General features: G+C 36.8%; 24 protein-coding genes. 17 read left to right on the top strand and 7 right to left on the bottom strand.

Going from position 1 to position 20619, the window contains the following annotated elements:
* Positions 1–124: 124 nt before the first annotated feature.
* Positions 125–775: a peptidoglycan-binding protein LysM gene (locus NU09_RS12900; protein WP_129751711.1), complete on the top strand. Its 651-nt coding sequence runs from the start codon at positions 125–127 to the stop codon at positions 773–775.
* Positions 776–784: 9 nt separating this feature from the next.
* Here the strand turns inward: NU09_RS12900 and NU09_RS12905 are convergent, their stop codons facing one another.
* Entirely contained in the window at positions 785–1213 is a 429-nt protein-coding gene (locus NU09_RS12905; RefSeq protein WP_129751712.1) for a hypothetical protein, read from the bottom strand.
* A gap of 212 nt (positions 1214–1425) precedes the next feature.
* Between NU09_RS12905 and NU09_RS12910 the strand changes: the two genes are divergently transcribed.
* Together NU09_RS12910 and NU09_RS12915 are read left to right on the top strand one after the other, a co-directional pair.
* On the top strand, positions 1426–2571 hold the full coding sequence (locus NU09_RS12910) for an NAD(P)/FAD-dependent oxidoreductase (protein ID WP_129751713.1): 1146 nt from the start codon (positions 1426–1428) through the stop codon (positions 2569–2571).
* A 103-nt stretch (positions 2572–2674) separates the two neighbouring features.
* Complete coding sequence (locus NU09_RS12915; RefSeq protein WP_129751714.1) at positions 2675–3991, top strand: TIGR00341 family protein; 1317 nt, start codon at positions 2675–2677, stop codon at positions 3989–3991.
* 34 nt (positions 3992–4025) lie between these two features.
* Here NU09_RS12915 and nhaA read toward each other — a convergent pair whose 3' ends face one another.
* Positions 4026–5228: a Na+/H+ antiporter NhaA gene (nhaA, locus tag NU09_RS12920; RefSeq protein WP_129751715.1), complete on the bottom strand. Its 1203-nt coding sequence runs from the start codon at positions 5226–5228 to the stop codon at positions 4026–4028.
* A 143-nt stretch (positions 5229–5371) separates the two neighbouring features.
* Between nhaA and NU09_RS12925 the strand changes: the two genes are divergently transcribed.
* Entirely contained in the window at positions 5372–5836 is a 465-nt protein-coding gene (locus NU09_RS12925) for a GNAT family N-acetyltransferase (protein WP_129751716.1), read from the top strand.
* On the top strand, positions 5836–6906 hold the full coding sequence (locus NU09_RS12930; RefSeq protein WP_129751717.1) for an alanine racemase: 1071 nt from the start codon (positions 5836–5838) through the stop codon (positions 6904–6906). The genes NU09_RS12925 and NU09_RS12930 overlap by 1 nt, the downstream gene beginning before the upstream one ends.
* On the opposite strand, the gene NU09_RS12935 is transcribed toward NU09_RS12930, so the two are convergent.
* Positions 6903–8432 carry a SulP family inorganic anion transporter gene (locus NU09_RS12935; protein ID WP_129751718.1) on the bottom strand — a complete coding sequence of 510 codons (1530 nt, stop codon included), beginning with the start codon at positions 8430–8432 and terminating at the stop codon, positions 6903–6905. The two genes, NU09_RS12930 and NU09_RS12935, sit on opposite strands and share 4 nt — an antisense overlap.
* 180 nt (positions 8433–8612) lie before the next feature.
* On the opposite strand from NU09_RS12935, the gene NU09_RS12940 reads away from it, so the two are divergent.
* The 5 genes from NU09_RS12940 to NU09_RS12960 all read left to right on the top strand — a co-directional run bounded on the left by NU09_RS12940 (position 8613) and on the right by NU09_RS12960 (position 11531).
* Positions 8613–8945 (top strand): ArsR/SmtB family transcription factor, encoded by a 333-nt coding sequence (locus tag NU09_RS12940; RefSeq protein WP_129751719.1) that lies wholly within the window; start codon positions 8613–8615, stop codon positions 8943–8945.
* 17 nt (positions 8946–8962) lie between these two features.
* Complete coding sequence (locus tag NU09_RS12945; protein WP_129751720.1) at positions 8963–9418, top strand: DUF6428 family protein; 456 nt, start codon at positions 8963–8965, stop codon at positions 9416–9418.
* 10 nt (positions 9419–9428) lie between these two features.
* Positions 9429–9845 (top strand): arsenate reductase ArsC, encoded by a 417-nt coding sequence (locus NU09_RS12950; protein ID WP_129751721.1) that lies wholly within the window; start codon positions 9429–9431, stop codon positions 9843–9845.
* A 94-nt stretch (positions 9846–9939) separates the two neighbouring features.
* Positions 9940–10998, top strand: a complete 1059-nt coding sequence (gene arsB / locus NU09_RS12955) for an ACR3 family arsenite efflux transporter (RefSeq protein WP_129751722.1) — start codon at positions 9940–9942, stop codon at positions 10996–10998.
* Positions 10999–11051: 53 nt separating this feature from the next.
* The gene (locus NU09_RS12960; protein WP_129751723.1) at positions 11052–11531 is read left to right on the top strand and encodes a hypothetical protein; all 480 of its coding nucleotides are present in this window, start codon (positions 11052–11054) and stop codon (positions 11529–11531) included.
* On the opposite strand, the gene NU09_RS12965 is transcribed toward NU09_RS12960, so the two are convergent.
* The 3 genes from NU09_RS12965 to dnaA are packed head-to-tail and all read right to left on the bottom strand — an operon-like array spanning position 11528 to position 14138.
* The gene (locus tag NU09_RS12965) at positions 11528–12244 is read right to left on the bottom strand and encodes an SAM-dependent methyltransferase (protein WP_129751724.1); all 717 of its coding nucleotides are present in this window, start codon (positions 12242–12244) and stop codon (positions 11528–11530) included. The genes NU09_RS12960 and NU09_RS12965 overlap by 4 nt on opposite strands.
* Entirely contained in the window at positions 12244–12711 is a 468-nt protein-coding gene (locus NU09_RS12970; RefSeq protein WP_129751725.1) for a low molecular weight protein-tyrosine-phosphatase, read from the bottom strand. Before NU09_RS12970 ends, NU09_RS12965 begins: the two co-directional genes overlap by 1 nt.
* Positions 12711–14138 carry a chromosomal replication initiator protein DnaA gene (gene dnaA / locus NU09_RS12975; protein ID WP_129751726.1) on the bottom strand — a complete coding sequence of 476 codons (1428 nt, stop codon included), beginning with the start codon at positions 14136–14138 and terminating at the stop codon, positions 12711–12713. The genes NU09_RS12970 and dnaA overlap by 1 nt, the downstream gene beginning before the upstream one ends.
* A gap of 188 nt (positions 14139–14326) precedes the next feature.
* Here dnaA and NU09_RS12980 point away from each other — a divergent pair, with 188 nt between their 5' ends.
* The gene (locus tag NU09_RS12980) at positions 14327–14734 is read left to right on the top strand and encodes an acyl-CoA thioesterase (protein ID WP_129751727.1); all 408 of its coding nucleotides are present in this window, start codon (positions 14327–14329) and stop codon (positions 14732–14734) included.
* Positions 14735–14783: 49 nt separating this feature from the next.
* Here NU09_RS12980 and NU09_RS12985 read toward each other — a convergent pair whose 3' ends face one another.
* Positions 14784–15395: an IMPACT family protein gene (locus NU09_RS12985; protein WP_129751728.1), complete on the bottom strand. Its 612-nt coding sequence runs from the start codon at positions 15393–15395 to the stop codon at positions 14784–14786.
* Positions 15396–15637: 242 nt separating this feature from the next.
* Between NU09_RS12985 and NU09_RS12990 the strand changes: the two genes are divergently transcribed.
* Genes NU09_RS12990 through NU09_RS13015 form a run of 6 tightly spaced genes read left to right on the top strand, consistent with a single transcriptional unit; the run spans position 15638 to position 20575 of the window.
* Complete coding sequence (locus tag NU09_RS12990) at positions 15638–16000, top strand: hypothetical protein (protein WP_129751729.1); 363 nt, start codon at positions 15638–15640, stop codon at positions 15998–16000.
* Positions 16001–16032: 32 nt separating this feature from the next.
* On the top strand, positions 16033–16959 hold the full coding sequence (locus tag NU09_RS12995; RefSeq protein WP_129751730.1) for an ABC transporter ATP-binding protein: 927 nt from the start codon (positions 16033–16035) through the stop codon (positions 16957–16959).
* Between the two features lies 1 nt (position 16960).
* Complete coding sequence (locus NU09_RS13000) at positions 16961–18253, top strand: ABC transporter permease (RefSeq protein ID WP_129751731.1); 1293 nt, start codon at positions 16961–16963, stop codon at positions 18251–18253.
* Positions 18254–18304: 51 nt separating this feature from the next.
* Complete coding sequence (locus NU09_RS13005; protein WP_129751732.1) at positions 18305–19468, top strand: sigma-54-dependent transcriptional regulator; 1164 nt, start codon at positions 18305–18307, stop codon at positions 19466–19468.
* A gap of 31 nt (positions 19469–19499) precedes the next feature.
* A complete protein-coding gene (locus NU09_RS13010) occupies positions 19500–20132 on the top strand; it encodes a DEAD/DEAH box helicase (RefSeq protein WP_129751733.1) in 633 nt (210 codons plus the stop codon).
* Between the two features lie 2 nt (positions 20133–20134).
* The gene (locus NU09_RS13015; RefSeq protein ID WP_129751734.1) at positions 20135–20575 is read left to right on the top strand and encodes a hypothetical protein; all 441 of its coding nucleotides are present in this window, start codon (positions 20135–20137) and stop codon (positions 20573–20575) included.
* The last annotated feature ends 44 nt before the right edge of the window (positions 20576–20619 follow it).

The raw sequence follows: 20619 nt of genomic DNA on the forward strand, positions 1-20619 counted from the left end.
ATGAGTAAATTAGTGTTAAAAATATATTTAAAAGTTAATTTATTGTAAATCAATCAAATAATTTTAGTTATCTTTGCCATCGAGAAATTTCACATGGGTGACAGACAGTGAGAAATCAGTGTTTATGATAAAAAAATGGAGTTATTTTTTAGGGTTATCCCTTTTCATTGCAATTGTAAGTTCAGGATTTAAAACTAACGATGCAAAACAGTTTGGCAGAATAGAAGGTTTTCACCTTTCAGAAGATGAGATTACAAACTATACAGTGCCAACGATTGACGAAACTGCTAAAACCAGTTATAACTTTCCTTTTACCGGGAAGTCGTACATTGGCTTTAAACAGGCGATAGCCATAAAAGAATCTCAGGGGCTTTATAAACTGGTAAATCCTTATGGTTACATGGGTAAATACCAGTTTGGGAAGAGTACTTTAAGAGCTATAGGTATTAAGGATACTAAAGAGTTTTTAAACAATCCTAAGTTACAGGAAAGAGCTTTTAAAGCTTTACTTTCTAAAAACAAATGGGAACTAAGAAAAGAAATTAAGCGTTACGAAGGTAAAACCATTAATGGGATTAAAATTACCGAATCAGGACTATTGGCTGCAGCCCACCTTGGTGGAGCAGGATCAGTTAAAAAATTCCTTAGAAGTAACGGTACAGAAGGGTTTAAAGACGGTTTTGGAACTTCATTAAGAAGCTACATAAAAAGGTTTGGAGGTTATGACACCTCAAACATTATCGCAAACCCTAATGCTAAAGTAAAACTGGATTAAATATTTTATTTAACCTGCACAAAGCTCTGAATTATCAGAGCTTTTTTTTTGCAACTGAGTAATCAGTTCTCTCGTTTTAATAAGCTTGTTGCCCTGCTCATTAAGCATAGAGTTTATCTTGTTAATAACTCTTCTGTTATTACATCTTCTTATTTTTAATAACAGATTTTTAGAAAGATTTTTAGAAAATTCCTTCTTCATTTCATGCAAATACTCGCCACAACTAACACCCGGCATAATAGGCTGATCTATGGCATCATGGCTAAGTATGTAGTCACTAAGCATATCCTGAACTTTAAGAAACATATTCTGAGTCTTACGGTACTTAGTAAGCAATTCCAATCTTTCCTCTCTATACATAGGTATTTTATTTATTATGTATATGAGAAAAATCATTAGGAGCAGTGCTCCTGCTACTATTTCAAGTGGGGTATTCATATAACTTACTGGTTAGCAATGGCTAATGTAGTAAAAAGTAAGGTGTTAAAAAAAATATAACATTTAAAATTTAAATATCTTTTTAATTATTAAAGTTTATTTAATTATTGTCAGGTTTTTATATTTGTTGTTTACAATATGATAATGGGTAGTAAAGATTAAATTTATCTATATTAGCCGATTCTAAAAAATGGACTTTATTATAAATTTTAATGAAATATTTTGATGTTGTTATTATAGGTAGTGGTCCTGCAGGAGCTGCTGCTGCTTTTAAGTTGGCTGAAAAAGGAATTTCCGTAGCTATAATAGAAAAAGAGACTTTGCCGCGTTATAAAACCTGTGGAGGGGGCTTTGTATATAGAGGAGTGAAAATGCTGCCATTTGATATTACTGAAGTTGCTGAACGTGAGTTTTATAAAGTAGATACTTTAATAGGTAAAGATTTTCATTTTATTACTGAGCGTGACCAACCTGTTATTACTATGGTGATGCGTGATACCTTTGACAGCTTTTTGGTTAAAAAAGTTACTGAAAAAGGGGGAACCGTTATTGATAATTGTAAGTTAACCGGACTTACTTCAGAAGGAGAAAATGTAGTGTTATCTACAACTCATGAAGAAATAAAAACCCGTTTTGTAATTGCAGCAGATGGTGCTTTGAGTCCAACTGCAAAAATGGCGGGCTGGGAAAAGGAAACCAGGCATTTAATTCCTGCATTAGAATATGAAGTTGAAGTTTCTGAAGCAGATTTTGAAAGGCTTTCAAAATCAGTTCGTTTTGATATAGATGCCATTCCGGGTGGTTATGCGTGGAATTTTCCTAAAAAGAACCATTTATCCATAGGTGTTGCTTCGGGTAAAAGAACAAAAATTAATCTAAAACAATATTATCAGGAGTATTTATCAAATACATTAAAGATTGATAATGTAATAAGTGAAGTTCAGCATGGTTTTCAGATTCCGGTGACACCCCGAACCGATGGCTTTGTAAAAAATAATGTTTTCTTAGTGGGAGATGCTGCAGGATTTGCAGATCCGGTAACAGCTGAAGGTATATCAAATTCTATTTACAGTGGTATGCTTGTTGCCGATGCTATCGCGGAGAGTGATCTTGATGTTAAGAAGGCCGAACTTATTTATATGGATAAACTGGAAGAAAAATTACTGCCAGAAATAAAAACAGGGATATTACTCTCTAAGTTTTTATACGATCAGCCTAAAATAAGGAACCTTTTTATGAAAAAATACGGACAAGGGGCTTTTGAAGCAATGACTGATGTTTTTATGGGAAAAAGATCTTACCCTGCTGATATAATGAAGACTTTAAAACGCAGAGCGAAAGAGTTGCTTTTTTCATAAACAGGCCCTTTATATCCTATAAAAGTAATAAATTGCAGTAACCATTATTTATAGATGCTATAAGTAGTGGTTATTTTACTTTTACAACAATCAATTTTAATAGATGAGAAGAATAGCGGCTATTTTAAATCTTCATGAAGGTGAGGATAATAGGGAAAAAATCCTTGAAAATGTAAAAAAGAACATTGAGTTTAAAGGAGCAAACTTATGGGTACTTGCCTGTGCTATAATTATAGCTTCTGTTGGGCTTAATGTTAACTCAACAGCAGTGGTAATTGGTGCGATGTTAATTTCTCCTTTAATGGGGCCTATTGTTGGAGCAGGTTTTGCTTTAGGGGTGTATGATTTTAACCTTCTTAAAAGGTCACTTAAAAACCTTCTTAATGCTACGGCTGTAGGGCTTATCTTCTCAACAATATATTTTTTAATTACACCTTTTAAAGATGTCCAGTCAGAATTATTAGCGAGAACAGCACCTACTATATATGATATAATTATTGCGTTTTCAGGTGGTCTTGTAGGGGTTATTGCAGTAACCAGGGTAGAGAAGGGGAATCCTATTCCGGGTGTGGCAATTGCAACGGCTTTAATGCCTCCGCTGTGTACTGCGGGTTATGGTATAGCTACTTTTGAATGGTCTTATTTTTTAGGAGCTTTTTATCTTTATTGTATTAATTGTGTTTTTATAGGTATAGCCACGTTTGCTATTATAAAATACCTTAAATACGCTCCTAAAAAACAGGTTGATGAAAGGCAGCAAAAGCGTGTTAAGATGATAATATCAATGCTTACGTTTGCCATGCTTTTACCGGCATCCTATCTGGCATATTCATTATACAGGGAACAACAGTTTAAAAAAACAGTTAATAATTTTATTGATAATGAGTTTACAGACAGGGGATATACTGTAGTGTATCAAAAAACCAGTTTTAATACTGCTCCTAAAAGACTTGAGCTTGCTTTTCTTACAAAACGTTTTGAAAAGAATGAAATTTCCCAGCTGCAGGAAAGGATGGATAATAACGAATACCTTAAAGGAACACGGCTTATAATAAGACAGGATAGTACAGATAGGTTTAATGCGCTTAAAGGTGATATCCTAAAGCAAATAAAAAGTACAGAGAACGAGGTAAGTCAAAAGGATTTAAGGATAGTGCAGCTTGAAAAACAAATTGCAGCCAATACTTTTGATAATAAGAAGTTTTTAAAAGAAGCCAAATCACTGTTTCCAAAGATAAAGTCATTCTCGGTATCACATCATGACCTTGCAACCGGTAAAGACAGTATAGTGGGTGTTACGGCTGTACTGTATGAAACACCTACCCCTGAAGATCTTTCTGACGAGGAAAAGACAAGGCTTAAGAGTTGGCTGAATGAACGGTTATCAGTAAGTAATGTTGAGATATTCAGGAAGAAGTAATAAATAAAAAAGAGAGGCTTAAACCTCTCTTTTTTTATGCTTCAGCTAACGCTTCTTTTTTCTTCTTTTTCTTTTTGTTGTACAGGCTTAACCAGGTAAAGCCACATACACCCGATAGTACTGAGGCTACCAGAACGGCAAACTTAGCTTCGGTTTGTAAATCTACACTTGTTTTAAACGATAACAGTGCGATGAAAATTGACATGGTAAAACCAATACCTCCCAGCATGCCTAATCCTACTACGTGAGTCCAGGTCGTATTTTTAGGCAGTTCTGCTATTTTAAGCTTAACCGAAAGGAACGACATGACAAATATACCAATTGGTTTGCCTAAGAATAAGCCTAATACAATACCTAACCCTAAGTTGCTTGCCAATCCTTCAACCATACCATCAACAAAAGTAATGTTGGTATTTGCTATGGCAAATATAGGCATGATGATAAAGTTTACCGGTTTAGTTAATGCATGCTCCAGTTTTTCAAGCGGAGACTCGCTATCATCCGGAGTTGTTGGTAACGTTAATGCTGTAAGTACACCTGCAATAGTAGCGTGAATACCTGAATGGTGAATTAAATACCATATTATAGCACCAGGTATTAGATAGAATAACAGGTTTTTAAGTCGTAGCCTGTTAAATATAATTAATATAATCATTATACCACCTGCATACATAAGGTACTCTAAATTCAGGTTTGAGGTATAGAATATGGCAATAACAAGAATTGCCATTAAATCGTCTACAATAGCAAGTGCTGCAAGGAATATTTTAAGTCCTGTAGGAACTTTGTCTCCAAGTAGCGAAACAATACCTAAAGCAAAGGCAATATCGGTAGCCATAGGAATACCCCATCCGTGTACGGTAGGTGTTCCGGCATTAAATAGCGAATAAATTGTTGCAGGAACCAAAACCCCGCCTATAGCAGCCAAAACAGGAAGGGAGGCATGTCGAAGTGATGAAAGTTCACCTTCTACGATTTCCCTTTTTATTTCAAGTCCTACTAATAGGAAAAACACAGCCATAAGGCCGTCGTTAATCCAGTTGATAACTGAAAATTCCAAGTGTACTGCTTCGTTGTGGAATCCTACTTTTTGCTCAAGGAAGTGTTCAAACCCCCATGCCATTTCGGTATTAGCGATAATAAGTGAGAGTGCCACACAAATTAGGAGGACTACGCCTCCTCCTGATGAAGAATTAAAAAATTCTTTAAATGTCTTTAGGTTAATGAGTTTTGCCATATTGCAAAAATACAAAATCATTAAAATTTGTAATATGATTTTAATGGCTTAAAAACCAATATTAACATATTTTAACAGGAATAGTTTTTAATTGGTTTTTTAAAGGGTTATCTTGCGTTTTTATTAATTTTAAACAAAAAAGAATGATAAAAATTCAAAAATATCATCCAAATGAACCTTTAACTAATGAAATGCAGAAGGAAGTTGTTAACTTTTTATATAAAAGTTTAGAACAATATGGCGATCCTGCGGATGATATTAATAAAGCTGTTAATTATGCTTTGAATAAAAATGAAGAGGAAAACAAAACCACAGGAGGACTTGTACTTACTGCAAGGCTGGAAGATAATAACCAAGTTGTAGGTGCTGTGGTAATTAACGAAACCGGAATGGGGGGTTACATACCTGAAAACATACTGGTTTATATAGCTACTGATCCTAACCAAAGAGGGAAAGGTATAGGTAAAAAACTGATGCAGGAAGCCCTGGAGTCTGCTAACGGAGATGTGGCGTTGCATGTAGAGCCGGATAATCCTGCCAAAGGACTTTATGAACATCTTGGATTTACAAATAAATACCTTGAAATGAGGTATAAAAAAACAAGCTAATGGCTTTTATAACACTAGATACAAAAAAACTTAAAACAAACTTTAATTACTTAAATTCCTTTTTTAAAGAGCATAATATATACTGGTCTGTAGTGACAAAAATTCTGTGTGGTAATAAAGAGTACCTTACAGAGCTTTTAAAAATGGGCATTAGCCAATATTCTGACTCCAGAATCAGTAATCTTAAAACCATTAAGGCTATTGATAAAAATGTTGAGACCATTTATATAAAGCCACCAGCTAAAGGAGCAATTAATGATGTAATTAAATATGCCGATATCAGTATGAATACTGATTTCAGGACTATCGAAATGCTTTCCAAAGAAGCCCAAAAGCAGGGAGTGATCCACAAAATTATTATTATGATTGATTTGGGTGAGCTTCGTGAAGGTGTGATGCGTGAGGATTTTGTTGATTTCTATTCGCGTGTTTTTCAAATGAAAAATATAGAAATTATTGGCTTAGGGACAAATCTTTCCTGTCTTTACGGTGTGCTTCCTAATAATGATAAGCTAATCCAGCTTAGTTTGTATAAGCAATTGGTAGAGGCTAAATTCAATGTGAAAATACCTTTTATTTCAGGCGGTTCATCTGTCACAATACCTTTAGTTCAACAGGGTTTAATACCTGTAGGTATTAATCATTTCAGGGTAGGTGAAACCCTTTTTATGGGTACCGATGTGTACAATAGTGAAAAGTTCGAACATATGGAGAATGATATTTTTAAACTATATGCCGAGATTATTGAGCTTTATGAAAAACCTATAGTGCCAACAGGTGAAATGGGGACAAACCTTGAAGGTACGAGCTTTGATTTTGATGAAAGCGACCACGGTAAAACCACCATTAGGGCTATTATTGATATTGGCCTGTTGGATATAGATATGAAACACCTTGATGCTACAGATGCCGAAATTAAATATGCAGGAGCAACATCGGATATGGTTGTTCTGGATCTAGGTGAAAACCCTAAGCAATATAAGGTAGGCGATTTAATAGAGTTCACTATGGATTATATGGGTATAGTGCGTATAATGAACTCTAAGTATATTGAAAAGCGTACCGTTTAATTGTGAATATTGGTCACTACTTTATAAGTAGGATCTTCCATTATATTAACATCAATAACAGCTTCTGCATTTTTAAGTAACCTTATGCAGTCGTCGCTAAGATGTCTCAGGTGGACCATTTTACCTGCCTCGTGGTATTTTTTGGTAATTGAATTTAGAGCTTCAATAGCCGACATGTCTGCTACGCGACTTTCCTTAAAGTCTATTATAACCTCATTAGGATCTGAATCTACATTAAATTTCTCTGCAAATACAGTAGTTGATCCAAAGAATAACGGACCGTAAATTTCATAATGCTTAACACCGTTATCATCTATATAGTGCCTTGCGCGTATGCGCTTGGCGCTTTCCCATGCAAATACCAATGCCGATATTATAACACCTATCAATACGGCAAGTGCTAAGTTTTTCATGAAAATGGTAATAAATGCTACCAGTATACCGGTAATAATATCTGACTTGGGCATTTTATTTATAATCCTGAAGCTTGCCCATTCAAAAGTGCCTATTGCAACCATAATCATTACTCCGGTTAAAGCTGCCATTGGCAGTTTACCGATTACAGGTGCACCTACCAATATTATTAGCAAGATAGTTAGCGAAGCTATTATACCTGATAACCTTGCTCTTGATCCGGCAGATAGGTTAACCAGTGTTTGTGCAATCATTGGGCAGCCACCCATTCCAAAAAAGAATCCGTTAGCAATGTTGGCACCTCCCTGTGCTAAACATTCCCTGTTGCTGTTTCCTCTTGTTTTCGTTATCTCGTCTACAAGGTTTAAGGTTAATAGTCCTTCTGTAAGCCCTACTGCTGCCATGATTAGTGAATAAGGAAATATTATTTTAAGGGTTTCAAGTGTGAAAGGTATTTCCGGAATATGGAAAGGAGGAAAACCTCCCTCTACAGAAGCGATATCTTCTACTGTTTTAGTGTTTATATTAAATAGTAAAACTACCCCAAATACTACCATGATAGCAACTAGGGAAGCAGGGACAGCTTTCGTTATTTTAGGAAAAATCATTACTATTCCTATGGTTAAGGCTACAAGTCCGCCCATAATGTAAAGCGGTGTTCCGTTTAGCCAACTCTCTCCGTTTTTAAACTGCTCCAGTTGAGACATAAAAATAATTACTGCCAGTCCGTTTACAAAACCATACATTACAGGTTGTGGTACAAGCCTGATGAACTTACCAAGTTTGAATAATCCTACCAAAATCTGGAAGACCCCGGCTAATGCCACTGCGCCAAAAACATATTCTATACCGTGCGACTGCATTAGGGCGATAAGTACAACTACAGTAGCACCTGCACCTCCCGAAACCAACCCCGGTCTTCCTCCAAAAACGGCTGTTATCAGTCCCATAATAAAGGCTGCATATAAGCCGACAAGTGGAGGGAATCCCGCTAATATCGCAAATGATAAAGATTCCGGTATCATGGTCATGGCTACAGTAAGGCCTGCCAGGATTTCATTTTTATAATTTACTTTTTGTGAAAAATCAAACAGGTTAAAGATTTTGGTCATTATAAAAGTGTTGTATTTTAATAGATTAGGGTAGGAGGTGTTTTTGAAGGCGCAAAAATAGGGCTTTTTTTATAAATGGATTTTATAGGGTACTTTTGGTTTAATTCTTAATGTTAAATTAATGTTAGAATTTTTTTTGAATTACTATTTATCGTAATATTGCAATATACAAATAGAGTTATGGGAGCAACAAAATCAGATCAGTTTACAGAAGAGCAAAATAAACTTGCTCTTTTGGCAAAAGCGTTAGGGCATCCGGCTAGGATTGCCATAATAGAATATCTGCTTAAAGTAGATTCCTGTATATGTGGTGATATAGTAGGGGTGTTGCCTCTGGCTCAGCCTACAGTATCACAGCACTTGAAAGAACTTAAAAATGCCGGACTCATAAAAGGTAATATAGAGGGTACTGCTATATGCTACTGTATTGATGAGGCGGGATTCGAAAAAATTAAATCATTTTTTGAGCATGTTTCTCTTTCATTGGCGAAAAAGAAATATAACTGTTGTTAATTAAAAAATTAAAAATTATGAGATTATCAGAAATAAAAAATATACTGGAAACAGTTGAAGGGGTTACTTTCAGATTACCAAACGGGACATATGTGCCGGAACATTTTCATGTAACGGAAGTAGGTGTGGTTGCCCGAAATTTTATAGACTGTGGAGGCACAGTTAGGAAAGAGACAGTTGCTAATTTTCAGCTATGGGATGCAAATGATTATGAGCACAGACTTAAACCTAAGAAACTGCGCAACATAATAGCGTTATCGGAAAAAGTACTTGGTATGGAAGATAGCGAGATTGAAGTAGAATATCAGGATACGACCATAGGTAAGTACGGACTTGATTTTGATGGAAAAGATTTTGTACTTACAATAAAAAATACCGCATGCTTAGCGTCTGATACCTGCGGGGTGCCGGAGAAAAAAGAATTAGTTGAGAACCAACAATCATGTTGTACTCCGGGAGGAGGATGTTGTTAATTTTTATTATATGAATAAGATTTTAGTATTATGTACAGGTAATAGCTGCAGAAGCCAGATGGCTCACGGTTACCTAAATTATTTTGCAAACGGCAGGGCAGAAGTTTATAGTGCAGGAGTTGAAACGCATGGCGTAAATCCAAAAGCTATAGCTTTTATGAAGGAAGATGGTATTGATATATCAGGCCACACGTCTAATAATGTGGAGGAGTATAGTGATATCGACTTTGATTTTATAATCACGGTTTGCGATAATGCTAAGGAAAACTGTCCTTTTTTCCCTTCTAAAGCCGAACGTTTTCATTATAATTTTCCGGATCCTTCCAAATATGAGGGTAGTGAAGAAGAAGTTGCTGCTGAGTTCAGAAGGGTTAGGGAAATGATAAAAGAGTATTGTAAAAATTTTATTGATATGATGGCTGTATAGCCACGGTAATATTTTCTGTCTTTTGTCTGTCGGTTTTTAGTGTCGTTTCTTACCGGTATTCATTGGCAGAAAATATTGCCGAAAATTTATTCTTATGAGTGTAACTAATTGTGCTCCGGCTGCTGAGAGAAAAAAACTGGGGTTTTTAGACCGTTACCTAACCTTGTGGATTTTTACGGCGATGGTTATCGGGGTGATGATAGGGTATTTTTCCCTAGATGCCGATAGTTTTATTAATTCGTTTTCCAGCGGTACTACTAACATACCTTTGGCAATTGGGCTGATAATAATGATGTATCCGCCATTAGCAAAAGTAAAATATGAAACAATTGGTAAAGTTTTCAGGAATACAAAAGTATTAGGTGCTTCGTTATTGCTTAATTGGGTAATAGGACCTATAATTATGTTCTTTTTAGCTATTTTATTTTTAAAAGGATATCCTGAATACATGTCGGGGCTGATATTAATAGGTATTGCACGATGTATTGCAATGGTAATAGTGTGGAACGAACTTGCAGAGGGTAATCGTGAATATGCTGCGGGGCTGGTTGCCTTAAACAGTGTTTTCCAGGTGCTGTTGTACAGCGTTTATGCTTATGTTTTTATAACGGTGCTTCCGCCGTACTTTGGTATAGAAGGCATGGAAGTTTCTATAACTATGGGTGAGATTGCCCAAAGTGTATTGCTTTACCTAGGGGTTCCTTTTGCTGCAGGTATACTCTCAAGAATTATACTCATAAAACTTAAAGGTGAAGAATGGTTTACAAAAAAATATCTTCCTTTTATTTCTCCTTTTACGCTTATAGCACTATTGTTTACAATTGTACTGATGTTTAGCCTTAAGGGGAAACTCATAGTGGAGATACCTATGGATGTGCTTCGTATTGCTGTTCCGTTAGCGGTTTATTTTGTAATCATGTTTGTGGCGAGCTTTTTTATAGCAAAAAAAACAGGAGCAGATTACAGCCAGTCGGCGGCGATATCCTTTACTGCTGCGGGTAATAATTTTGAACTGGCAATTGCTGTGGCAATAGGGGTATTTGGTATAAACAGTGGTCAGGCTTTTGCGGGAGTTATAGGTCCGTTGGTAGAAGTACCTGCACTTATAGCGTTGGTTAACCTTGCTTTTTGGATAAAGAAAAAATATTTTTAGTTTTTTGCGTTTAGATAAATAGGTTATTTTTATTAGCAAACTATCTAAACCAAATGAAGCCTGTTTTTCCTTTAATTGATATTTACGATTCTTATCATGTAGATCTGATTCCTACAGAAGAGAATCTTTCTAAAGCTCCGGCTACAGAATTACTTATAAAAGACAATCATTCTTTGCTTTATGACGGGCAGGGTAATATCTGGAAATATTACCTGAAGTCAGACTTGTTTGAAGATACTGTTGTGAACAGAGTGGTGGCTCATACTTTATACAATCCTGAATTTGAAGTGGAGCCGGTTTGGGAACATGCAGGTGAATACCATATTGAAGATATAAAGGAAGAGATACAGCGTTGCATTGATTATGATGAGGGCATTATAACCCAATATGAGGATGCCGATATTATCAAAAAAGAGATAGCTATCTGTTTTTCGTTTGCCGATGTGGTAAATGTTTTAAACAAATATGTTTTTGATGCAAGGCCGGATGAAATTCTTGCCGAACAAAAACGCAGGGAAGAAGCGAACGATTAAAATTTATGGATTATAAAGATTGCAGGCCTGTTGTGCAGGTCCAGCTTTTCTTTTTTCCACTGTGCTACGGTTTTTGTCTTAATATATTCGGTAGATAACGTAATATCGCAGGCAATGCATAAATGAGTAGAAGGTTGTAGGGTTTGTAAAATATCTTCAACCAGTTTGTTATTGCGATAAGGGGTTTCTATAAAAAGTTGCGACTGGCTCTTTTCGTGCGACAGTTTTTCAAAATTTTTAAGTGCATTTTTCTTTTCACCTTTATCTATAGGCAGGTAGCCGTTAAAAGCAAAACTTTGCCCGTTCATTCCTGATGTCATAATAGCCAAAAGTATAGAAGACGGTCCTACAAGCGGTACAACCTGAATGCCTTTTTCGTGAGCGATTTTAACTATCGCAGCGCCTGGATCGGCTACACCGGGGCAACCAGCTTCACTCATTAGTCCTACATTTTTACCTTCAAGGCAAGGTTTTATAAAATCATGGTGTTCTGAAGGTTCTGTGTGCTTGTTAAGTACAGATATTTTTAGCTCGGGCTGTTTTTTAGCAGGTAGTATTGCCTTAATGAAACGGCGAGCTGTTTTTTCATTTTCCACAATATAGTGATCAATAAACTCAATGGATTTCTCTACCGTTTCCGGAAGAACCTCTTTTGGGTTGGCATCGGGGCCAAGAGGGACTGGTAACAGATATAATTTTCCTATTGTGTTCATCAGGCGTGTTCTTTTATAAGTTTGGTAGCTACAATTTCGCAGGCTTGATCAAGCATATCGTAAACATTGTCAAAACCTTCAGGTCCTCCGTAGTAAGGATCGGGCACATTAACTCCCTGTCCCGGATGAAGGGCATCCATCATCAGGCTTACTTCGGCTTTGGTTGTGTCATTAGGGGCAAGTCTTAAAACATCTTTAAGGTTAGAGCTGTCCATAACAAAAATATGGTCGAATTCAGTAAAGTCGGATGTTTTAAATTGTCTTGCTTTTTGACAGCTGATGTCCAGGCCACGGTTTTTTGCAGTAGCTATAGAGCGTTTGTCAGGCTGTTCGCCTACATGCCAGCCACCTGTTCCGGCAGAATCCACAACAAATTTTCCTGTAGGGAGTTTAGATTGTAAAATACCTTCTGCCAGGGGAGAACGGCAAATGTTTCCCAGGCATACCATTAAAATCTTAACGGGCATTATATCGATAGTTTTTTGTTGATATCATCAACAAATTTACGGAATTGTTTATCGGTTGAAACTAAGTTGTCTACAGTTTTACATGCATGCAGTACGGTAGCGTGATCTCGGTCACCAATTTGAGAACCGATGTTTGCCAACGATGCTTTAGTGAACTTTTTAGCAAAGAACATAGCCAGCTGGCGAGCCTGTACTACATGGCGTTTTCTTGTTTTAGACTGTAGTGTATCAACATCAAGCTGGAAATAATCTGAAACTACCTTTTGTATGTAATCTATAGATATTTCGCGCTTCACATTTTTCACGAACTTTTCCACTACCTGCTTAGCAAGGTCTATGGTAACCTCACGTTTGTTGAAAGAAGACTGTGCTATTAAAGAGATAATGGCTCCTTCAAGCTCACGAACGTTAGATTTGATGTTTTTAGCCACATACTCCACAATCTCATCAGGCATTTCAACCCCATCACGGTATAATATGTTATTAAGGATAGATATCCTTGTTTCATAATCCGGTTGGTGAAGTTCGGCAGATAATCCCCACTTAAAACGTGATAATAGCCTTTGCTCGATATCCTGCATGTCAACAGGAGCCTTATCTGAAGTAAGGATAACCTGTTTTCCGTTTTGGTGCAGGTGATTGAATATATGGAAGAAAACATCCTGTGTGCCTGTTTTACCCGACAGGAACTGTACGTCATCTATAATAAGTACATCTATCAGTTGGTAAAAATGGATAAAGTCGTTTCTTGTATTTCTTTTTACGGAGTCAATATACTGCTGCGTGAAAATTTCTGCAGAAATATAAAGTACTGTCTTTTCTGGGAACTTCTCTTTAATTTCAACACCAATGGCATGTGCAAGGTGGGTTTTACCCAAGCCTACACCGCCAAATATTAATAGCGGGTTGAAAGAAGTGCCTCCCGGTTTATTGGCAACAGCCATACCTGCCGAACGTGCCAGCCTGTTAGAATCTCCTTCAAGGAAATTGTCAAAGCTGTAGTTGGCATTAAGCTGTGATTCGATTTTTACGTTTCTTATTCCCGGTATGATAAAAGGGTTTTTAAGCTCCGGATTTTTGTTTTGCAAAGGTACATCAACCTCCTGTGGTTTAACAGGTGTACGATGGGCACTTGGTAACTGTTCGGTAAACGGTTGTTTGTTGCCGTAAACGTTCTCCATTTTAATTTTATAGAGTAACTTTGCACCGTTTCCAAGTTCTTTGGTTAGTGCAACCTTTAGTAGTTTTACATAGTGTTCTTCCAGCCATTCATAAAAGAATTTACTGGGTACCTGAATATAAAGAGCATTGTCAGTTAACTCTACCGCTCTAATCGGTTCGAACCAGGTTTTGTATGCCTGATCCTGAATATTGTCTTTTATGAACACCAGACAGTTTTCCCATACCGATTGCGCAGTTTTAGTCATATATCTGAAAATTAAATGTTTATTATTGGTTGTTTTGCAAAAGAAATGAACAGGATTTTACCCCTGTACGAGAGAACAAATATGTAAACAATTTTTTTTAAAAAAAAATGGTTTGCGTATTGATTTTTATAAAAAAATATTGTAAGTGATTTAAAAAAATATTAATACAAAATTAACGCTTTAAAAATATGAAAATTCATGAATTTAATGTAAGGGTGAGATATGCCGAAACCGACCAGATGGGTGTTGTTTATCACGGTAATTACGCGCAATACTTTGAAATGGGGCGTGTGGAATGGCTTCGAAATCTGGGACTTACATATAAGTTTATGGAGCAAAAGGGGGTAATGCTTCCTGTTGTTTCCTTAACAATGAATTACAAAAAACCTGCCCGCTATGATGATTTGTTAACAGTGCGAACTATCTTTAAAAAACAGCAATCGGTGAAGATAGAATTCGACTATGAGATACTAAATGAGCAGGGTGAGTTATTAACAACGGGTAACTCAGTTTTGGTGTTTGTGGACATGAAAACTGGACGGCCAATTTTGCCTCCGGATTACGTTTCAGAGAAAATGGATTTAGTTAAGATTTAACTAATTTTAACATTTCTCTTTTTAAAAAAAAATCAATTTGAGAAAGAACTTAAACTTCTTTAATCGCTATTTCATAGATACTGTTAAATGCTTCAAAAATCATTGAAGCATTTTTTTTTCGGGTACCAATTACAATTTCACAATCCATTTCCATTTTTTGGGAAACTATATCAAGGTTCTTTTCTTTTATAACGCGCATAACCTTGTTCATATTATGGTAACCGAATTTTATAACATAATGCACATCTATGGTTTTCTCTATTATCTCTGATGCTTCCAATGCCATTTGTGCCGATGTGCGGTAAGCGGAAATAAGTCCGCCCACACCAAGTTTAACTCCGCCAAAGTATCTTACAACGACAATTAATACATTGGTTACTTCAAAAGACTGTATTTGTCCGTAAATAGGCATGCCCGCGCTGTTACTGGGTTCGCCGTCGTCATTGGCACGGTAGTACAGTTTCTTTTCGTCTGTGCCTAACTGAAAAGCATAGCACCAGTGTCTTGCAGAGTGGTGTTGTTTTTTAACTTCTTCAAGCAGGGACTTAACCTCCTCTTCGCTGGTTACGGGAAATGCATAACCAAAGAACTTACTATTCTTTTCCTTGAACAATGTTTCTTCCGATGGGGCTGCGAGGGTTTTATAGGTGTCTTTTTCCAAGAGTTTAGCTAATTGCCTGCAAAGGTATTTTATATAATACGGAATTGCAAACTGCCTTAAAATTGAGTATACTTGTGTTATATGTTTAAGATATGAAAAGGTTGTTGGTTATGGGTTCGAAAGTATGCGAACAATCTCAGCCGGATTATGAGTGTAAGCATTTAGAATTGGATGGTTTTTGGTAGGTGCCTCAAAAGTTGTACGCAAAAAGGATAGGGTAATTGTTATAACTATGTAATTGTATGAGAATAGCGCATGTAAGTGATTCTAACCCGGAAGATTATTTCTTTTTATACATACCACTAAGGGATAAAATAAGATTTGAGTCAAAACTGATTGCTGAGGGGATGCAGTTTTATGTTGACGAAAAGTATACAATGCCTGAAAATGATGTGAGATATATTATGAAGAGAGAGGATTTTACTATTATTGAAACAATAATGAGCAGAATGAATATAAGGCTGGTTACTGATAATGAAGTTGATGAACGGCCTGTTAATATCAGTGTAGCTGCATTTTATTTTAAGGTTGCATTGGTTTTTATCTTAGTGTTTGTACTTGCCGTTCTCGTATTTGAGTTATTTTTTTCGGTATCCGCTATATAATTTTTACTTTTACATCATCACAATCAAAGCAGATGGATTCAATTTTAAAAGTAAATAACGTTGTAAAGCAGTATGGTGATTATACGGCTTTAAACAGCGTTTCATTAGAAGTTCCCAAAGGTAGTATTTACGGGCTGTTAGGTCCTAATGGTGCAGGGAAGACTTCCCTTATACGAATTATCAACCAAATTACTATGCCCGATAGCGGCGAGGTGTTACTGGATGGCAAAAGGCTTAATCCGGAACATATTGCCCATATAGGCTATATGCCTGAAGAAAGAGGTTTATATAAAACCATGAAGGTAGGAGAGCAGGCACTTTACCTTGCACAGTTAAAAGGCTTAAGCAAGCAGGAGGCAAAAAAACAACTGGAATACTGGTTTGAAAAACTGGAGATAAAAGGCTGGTGGAATAAAAAAATACAGGAGCTTTCTAAAGGTATGGCACAAAAAATACAGTTTGTGGTAACGGTGCTTCACCAACCCAAGCTGCTTATTTTTGATGAGCCTTTTAGTGGTTTTGACCCTGTTAACGCTAACCTGATAAAAGATGAGATACTGGAGCTTCGCGATAAGGGGGCAACGGTTATTTTCTCTACTCACAGGATGGAAAGTGTGGAGGAAATGTGCGATCATATCGCTCTTATCCATAAATCGAACAAGCTTATAGAGGGCAAACTTCACGAAGTTAAAAAACAGTACAGGACCAATACTTTTGATGTAGGTATTGCACCTTATAACTTCCAGCAGTTACTGGCAGATATAAGTACTAAGTTTAAAACGGAGCAGGCTGACTTTAAAACGCTTGATGATGAACTTAAACTAACGGTTACCCTGCCCCAGGGAGGTACCCCAAGAGAACTGATGCAGTATCTTTTACAGCATGGTGAAGTAACTTATTTTATGGAAAAGATACCTAGTGTAAACGATATTTTTATTCAAACCGTAAGTCAGAGATAATATGAGCCTATCCCTTATTATAAAAAGAGAGTTTAATGCCAAGGTACGCAACAAGTCGTTTTTAGTAATGACTTTTTTGAGTCCGTTATTAATGGTTGCCATGGGAACCCTTGTAGCCTATCTGGCAAGTGTGAATAATGACGAGGTTAACAAGGTAGCAGTTTATGATAAAGCCGATTTGCTTAAACCGGACTTTAAAAACTCAGAACGTACCATTTATACCGACCTGTCTGACCTGTCGCTGGATTTGGCAAAACAAAAAGCATCAGAAGGTTATATCGGCCTTATTTATGTGCCTGAGGTAGACAGCTTACCACAACTTGTAAACAAGGTAGAGTATATAACTAACGAGACTCCTAATCTTGAATTTGTAGGCGAAATTGAAGATGTCGTAGATAAGAAGCTTACCAATTACAATTTGAAAGTGCTTGGTTTTGATTCCGAAAAAATAGAAAAGGCACAAACCCAATCTAACATACACCTGAGTAAGTTTACGGGTGAGGAAACCTTTAAGGAAGGAAGCTGGCTTAAAATTATATTGGGAGGTGCATCGGGTTACCTTATTATGATGTTCGTGATAATTTACGGCAACATGGTAATGCGAAGTGTTATTGAGGAGAAAACCAACCGTATTATTGAAATCATTATCTCATCGGTTAAGCCATTCAGGCTGATGATGGGTAAGATTATAGGAACATCACTGGCAGGTATATTACAGTTCTTAATTTGGGCGGTAATAGGGCTAACCCTGTTTTTTGTGCTTAGTATGTTTGGTGTGGATGTTGGTGCAACATCAGCAAGGCCTGAGGCTGCCGAGGCAACTCAACAGGCGATGGAGGGGCTTCCGCTTTATGTTTCTGAGTTCTTTAAGTTGCCGTTGCTAACCATGTTCGTTTCGTTTATTATTTATTTTATAGGAGGGTTTTTCCTGTATAGCAGTTTTTATGCTGCCATAGGGGCTGCGGTAGATAGTGAAACCGATTCTCAGCAGTTCCTGTTGCCTATTCTCCTGCCACTTATGCTTGGGGTATATGTCGGGTTCTTTACTGTAATAAGCGATCCTAATGGTACTGTAGCCACAGTATTCTCCATGATACCGTTAACATCACCAATAGTAATGCTTATGCGTATACCGTTTGGTGTACCTATGTGGCAGATAATAACATCGATGGTTATACTGTTTGCAACCTTCTTTGGAGTGGTATGGTTTGCTTCAAAAATTTACCGTGTAGGTATACTTATGTATGGTAAAAAACCAACGTATAAAGAGATATTTAAATGGCTTAAATATTAAGCTGTTAAAAGCATAGTTTATAATCTGAAATCAAACAATCAAAAATAGAGAATGTCTAAAATACTGATAATAGAAGACGAAGCAGCAATTCGCAGGGTACTTTCCAAGATACTTGCTGAAGAAAGCGATTCGTATAAGATAGAAGAAGCCGAAGACGGGCAGCAGGGAATTGAAAAAATCAAGAATGATGATTTTGACCTGGTGCTTTGTGATATAAAAATGCCAAAGATGGATGGTGTAGAGGTACTTGAGGCTATAAAGAAAATTAAGCCGGAAATACCTTTTGTAATGATATCGGGTCACGGTGATCTTGAAACCGCAGTACAGACGATGCGTTTAGGTGCTTTTGATTATATATCTAAACCGCCTGATTTAAACCGCCTGCTTAATACAGTGCGTAATGCGCTGGACAGAAAGACGCTTGTGGTTGAAAACAAGATGCTGAAAAAGAAAGTAAGCAAAAACTATGAGATGATTGGTAGCAGCGAGCCTATCAATCTTATTAAAGATATTATAGAAAAAGTAGCGCCTACTGATGCCCGCGTACTTATTACAGGACCTAACGGTACAGGTAAAGAGCTTGTGGCACACTGGCTGCATGAAAAAAGCGAGCGCAATGCAGCACCTTTTATAGAGGTTAACTGTGCGGCTATACCAAGTGAACTTATAGAAAGCGAACTTTTCGGTCACGTTAAAGGGGCATTTACCAGTGCTGTAAAAGACAGGGCAGGTAAGTTTGAGGCTGCAGACAAAGGAACCATTTTCCTGGATGAGATAGGTGATATGAGCCTTCCGGCGCAGGCAAAAGTGCTGCGTGCCCTTCAGGAAAACATGATACAAAGGGTAGGTGCAGAAAAAGATATAAAAGTAGATGTACGTGTTATCGCGGCTACTAATAAAGATTTAAAAAAGGAAATTGAAGAAGGCCGTTTCCGTGAGGATTTATATCACCGTTTGGCAGTGATCCTTATCAAGGTTCCTGCGCTTAACGACAGGAGGGATGATATTCCGGAACTGATCAGCCATTTTTCCGATAAAATTGCAGGAGAGCAGGGTACATCGCGTAAACAGTTTTCCGATTCAGCTGTAAAACTGCTTCAGGAATATGACTGGACAGGTAACATTCGTGAACTGCGCAACGTAGTGGAAAGGCTTATAATTTTAGGAGGAAGCGAAATATCAGAAAATGATGTTAAGCTGTTTGCAAGTAAGTAATATATAAACCGTATAAACGGTATTTGATACAATGTTTTTAAAAAAGATATACGACAAGCTTTCAGAGGGAATTGAACTGGCAGGATTTACTGAACCTACCGAATTGCAGAAGGAAAGCTTTGGTACCATAAAAAGTGGTGCCGACTGTGTGCTTGCAATGCCCGATGGCGGAAGCAAAACCACAACTATTGTTATTAATGTGATACAAAAGCTTCAAAAAGCCTTTGAACAGTCGCCCCGTGCCCTTATTATGGTGCAGGACAAGGCTAAGGTGCTTGAAATGCTTGAGATATTTGAGACTCTGGGTAAGTTTACCGATTTAAGGGTATATGGCGTGTATGACCAAACGGACATAGACGAAGACAAAAACCAGATATCTATAGGTATAGATGTACTGATAGGTACTCCTAATAAACTAAACGATATGTTTAGTGGTGCAGGGTTTGATGTAAACCAGCTTAAGATGTTTATTGTGGATGATGCCGAGATTTTACTTAAAAACAGGCAGGAACCTAAAATAAGCAGGCTTTCTAACAGTATGGGTAAAATGCAGCGAATTTTCTTTACCGATATAATTACAGAAAGGGTTGAATTGCTTGCCGACAGAATTATGATAGAGCCCTACTTTTTTGAGTTTGATGATGAGGAAGGTGATGACGAGTAAAAATGAACACATTTAAGATTTATGAATATAAAGAAAAGGCTTCGGGCCTTTTCGGTTTTTTAAAACGGAAAGCACACAAAGTTCCGTTAGGGGAGATTGTTTTTCATAATGATAAAGTGCTTCTTGTGGGTAAGGAAATTCCTTTAGATGAATTGCGAAAAATAAATTTTCCTCTATTTCAGGATTATAGAGGCCGTAATGATGAAGGAAAGGTTTCTGATGGTAATAATAATGTGGTAGAGCTATATTGGAGTAACAGTGTAAAAGAGGTTTATTGTTTTGCATTGGAAAAACGCTACCAACTAAGAGATGTCAAACAACAGCTTATAGCTTATTATAAAGCTGGTAAGCTTAATTTTGAAAATCTTATACAAATTTTAGGGTTAGAAGATTACAACGCTGTTCAAAATTTTAAGAATTCACTTTCTATTGAGAGTTACTAACGGCACTGAAATAAAATCCGTAACTTTAAGTTTGAACATTAAAC

The organism is Flavobacterium beibuense (assembly GCF_004151245.1).
GTDB lineage: Bacteria > Bacteroidota > Bacteroidia > Flavobacteriales > Flavobacteriaceae > Flavobacterium > Flavobacterium beibuense_A.

Bases quoted from the DNA above. Each gene is read 5' to 3' on its own strand.
- NU09_RS12995 (WP_129751730.1), top strand. From the start codon at position 16,033: ATGGATTCAATTTTAAAAGTAAATAACGTTGTAAAGCAGTATGGTGAT.
- NU09_RS13010 (WP_129751733.1), top strand. From the start codon at position 19,500: ATGTTTTTAAAAAAGATATACGACAAGCTTTCAGAGGGAATTGAACTG.
- NU09_RS13000 (WP_129751731.1), top strand. From the start codon at position 16,961: ATGAGCCTATCCCTTATTATAAAAAGAGAGTTTAATGCCAAGGTACGC.
- NU09_RS12990 (WP_129751729.1), top strand. From the start codon at position 15,638: ATGAGAATAGCGCATGTAAGTGATTCTAACCCGGAAGATTATTTCTTT.
- NU09_RS12960 (WP_129751723.1), top strand. From the start codon at position 11,052: ATGAAGCCTGTTTTTCCTTTAATTGATATTTACGATTCTTATCATGTA.
- NU09_RS12925 (WP_129751716.1), top strand. From the start codon at position 5,372: ATGATAAAAATTCAAAAATATCATCCAAATGAACCTTTAACTAATGAA.
- NU09_RS13005 (WP_129751732.1), top strand. From the start codon at position 18,305: ATGTCTAAAATACTGATAATAGAAGACGAAGCAGCAATTCGCAGGGTA.
- NU09_RS12905 (WP_129751712.1), bottom strand. From the start codon at position 1,213: ATGAATACCCCACTTGAAATAGTAGCAGGAGCACTGCTCCTAATGATT.
- NU09_RS12915 (WP_129751714.1), top strand. From the start codon at position 2,675: ATGAGAAGAATAGCGGCTATTTTAAATCTTCATGAAGGTGAGGATAAT.
- NU09_RS12940 (WP_129751719.1), top strand. From the start codon at position 8,613: ATGGGAGCAACAAAATCAGATCAGTTTACAGAAGAGCAAAATAAACTT.
- NU09_RS13015 (WP_129751734.1), top strand. From the start codon at position 20,135: ATGAACACATTTAAGATTTATGAATATAAAGAAAAGGCTTCGGGCCTT.
- NU09_RS12980 (WP_129751727.1), top strand. From the start codon at position 14,327: ATGAAAATTCATGAATTTAATGTAAGGGTGAGATATGCCGAAACCGAC.
- NU09_RS12930 (WP_129751717.1), top strand. From the start codon at position 5,836: ATGGCTTTTATAACACTAGATACAAAAAAACTTAAAACAAACTTTAAT.
- nhaA (WP_129751715.1), bottom strand. From the start codon at position 5,228: ATGGCAAAACTCATTAACCTAAAGACATTTAAAGAATTTTTTAATTCT.
- NU09_RS12945 (WP_129751720.1), top strand. From the start codon at position 8,963: ATGAGATTATCAGAAATAAAAAATATACTGGAAACAGTTGAAGGGGTT.
- NU09_RS12970 (WP_129751725.1), bottom strand. From the start codon at position 12,711: ATGCCCGTTAAGATTTTAATGGTATGCCTGGGAAACATTTGCCGTTCT.
- dnaA (WP_129751726.1), bottom strand. From the start codon at position 14,138: ATGACTAAAACTGCGCAATCGGTATGGGAAAACTGTCTGGTGTTCATA.
- NU09_RS12965 (WP_129751724.1), bottom strand. From the start codon at position 12,244: ATGAACACAATAGGAAAATTATATCTGTTACCAGTCCCTCTTGGCCCC.
- NU09_RS12910 (WP_129751713.1), top strand. From the start codon at position 1,426: ATGAAATATTTTGATGTTGTTATTATAGGTAGTGGTCCTGCAGGAGCT.
- arsB (WP_129751722.1), top strand. From the start codon at position 9,940: ATGAGTGTAACTAATTGTGCTCCGGCTGCTGAGAGAAAAAAACTGGGG.
- NU09_RS12935 (WP_129751718.1), bottom strand. From the start codon at position 8,432: ATGACCAAAATCTTTAACCTGTTTGATTTTTCACAAAAAGTAAATTAT.
- NU09_RS12900 (WP_129751711.1), top strand. From the start codon at position 125: ATGATAAAAAAATGGAGTTATTTTTTAGGGTTATCCCTTTTCATTGCA.
- NU09_RS12950 (WP_129751721.1), top strand. From the start codon at position 9,429: ATGAATAAGATTTTAGTATTATGTACAGGTAATAGCTGCAGAAGCCAG.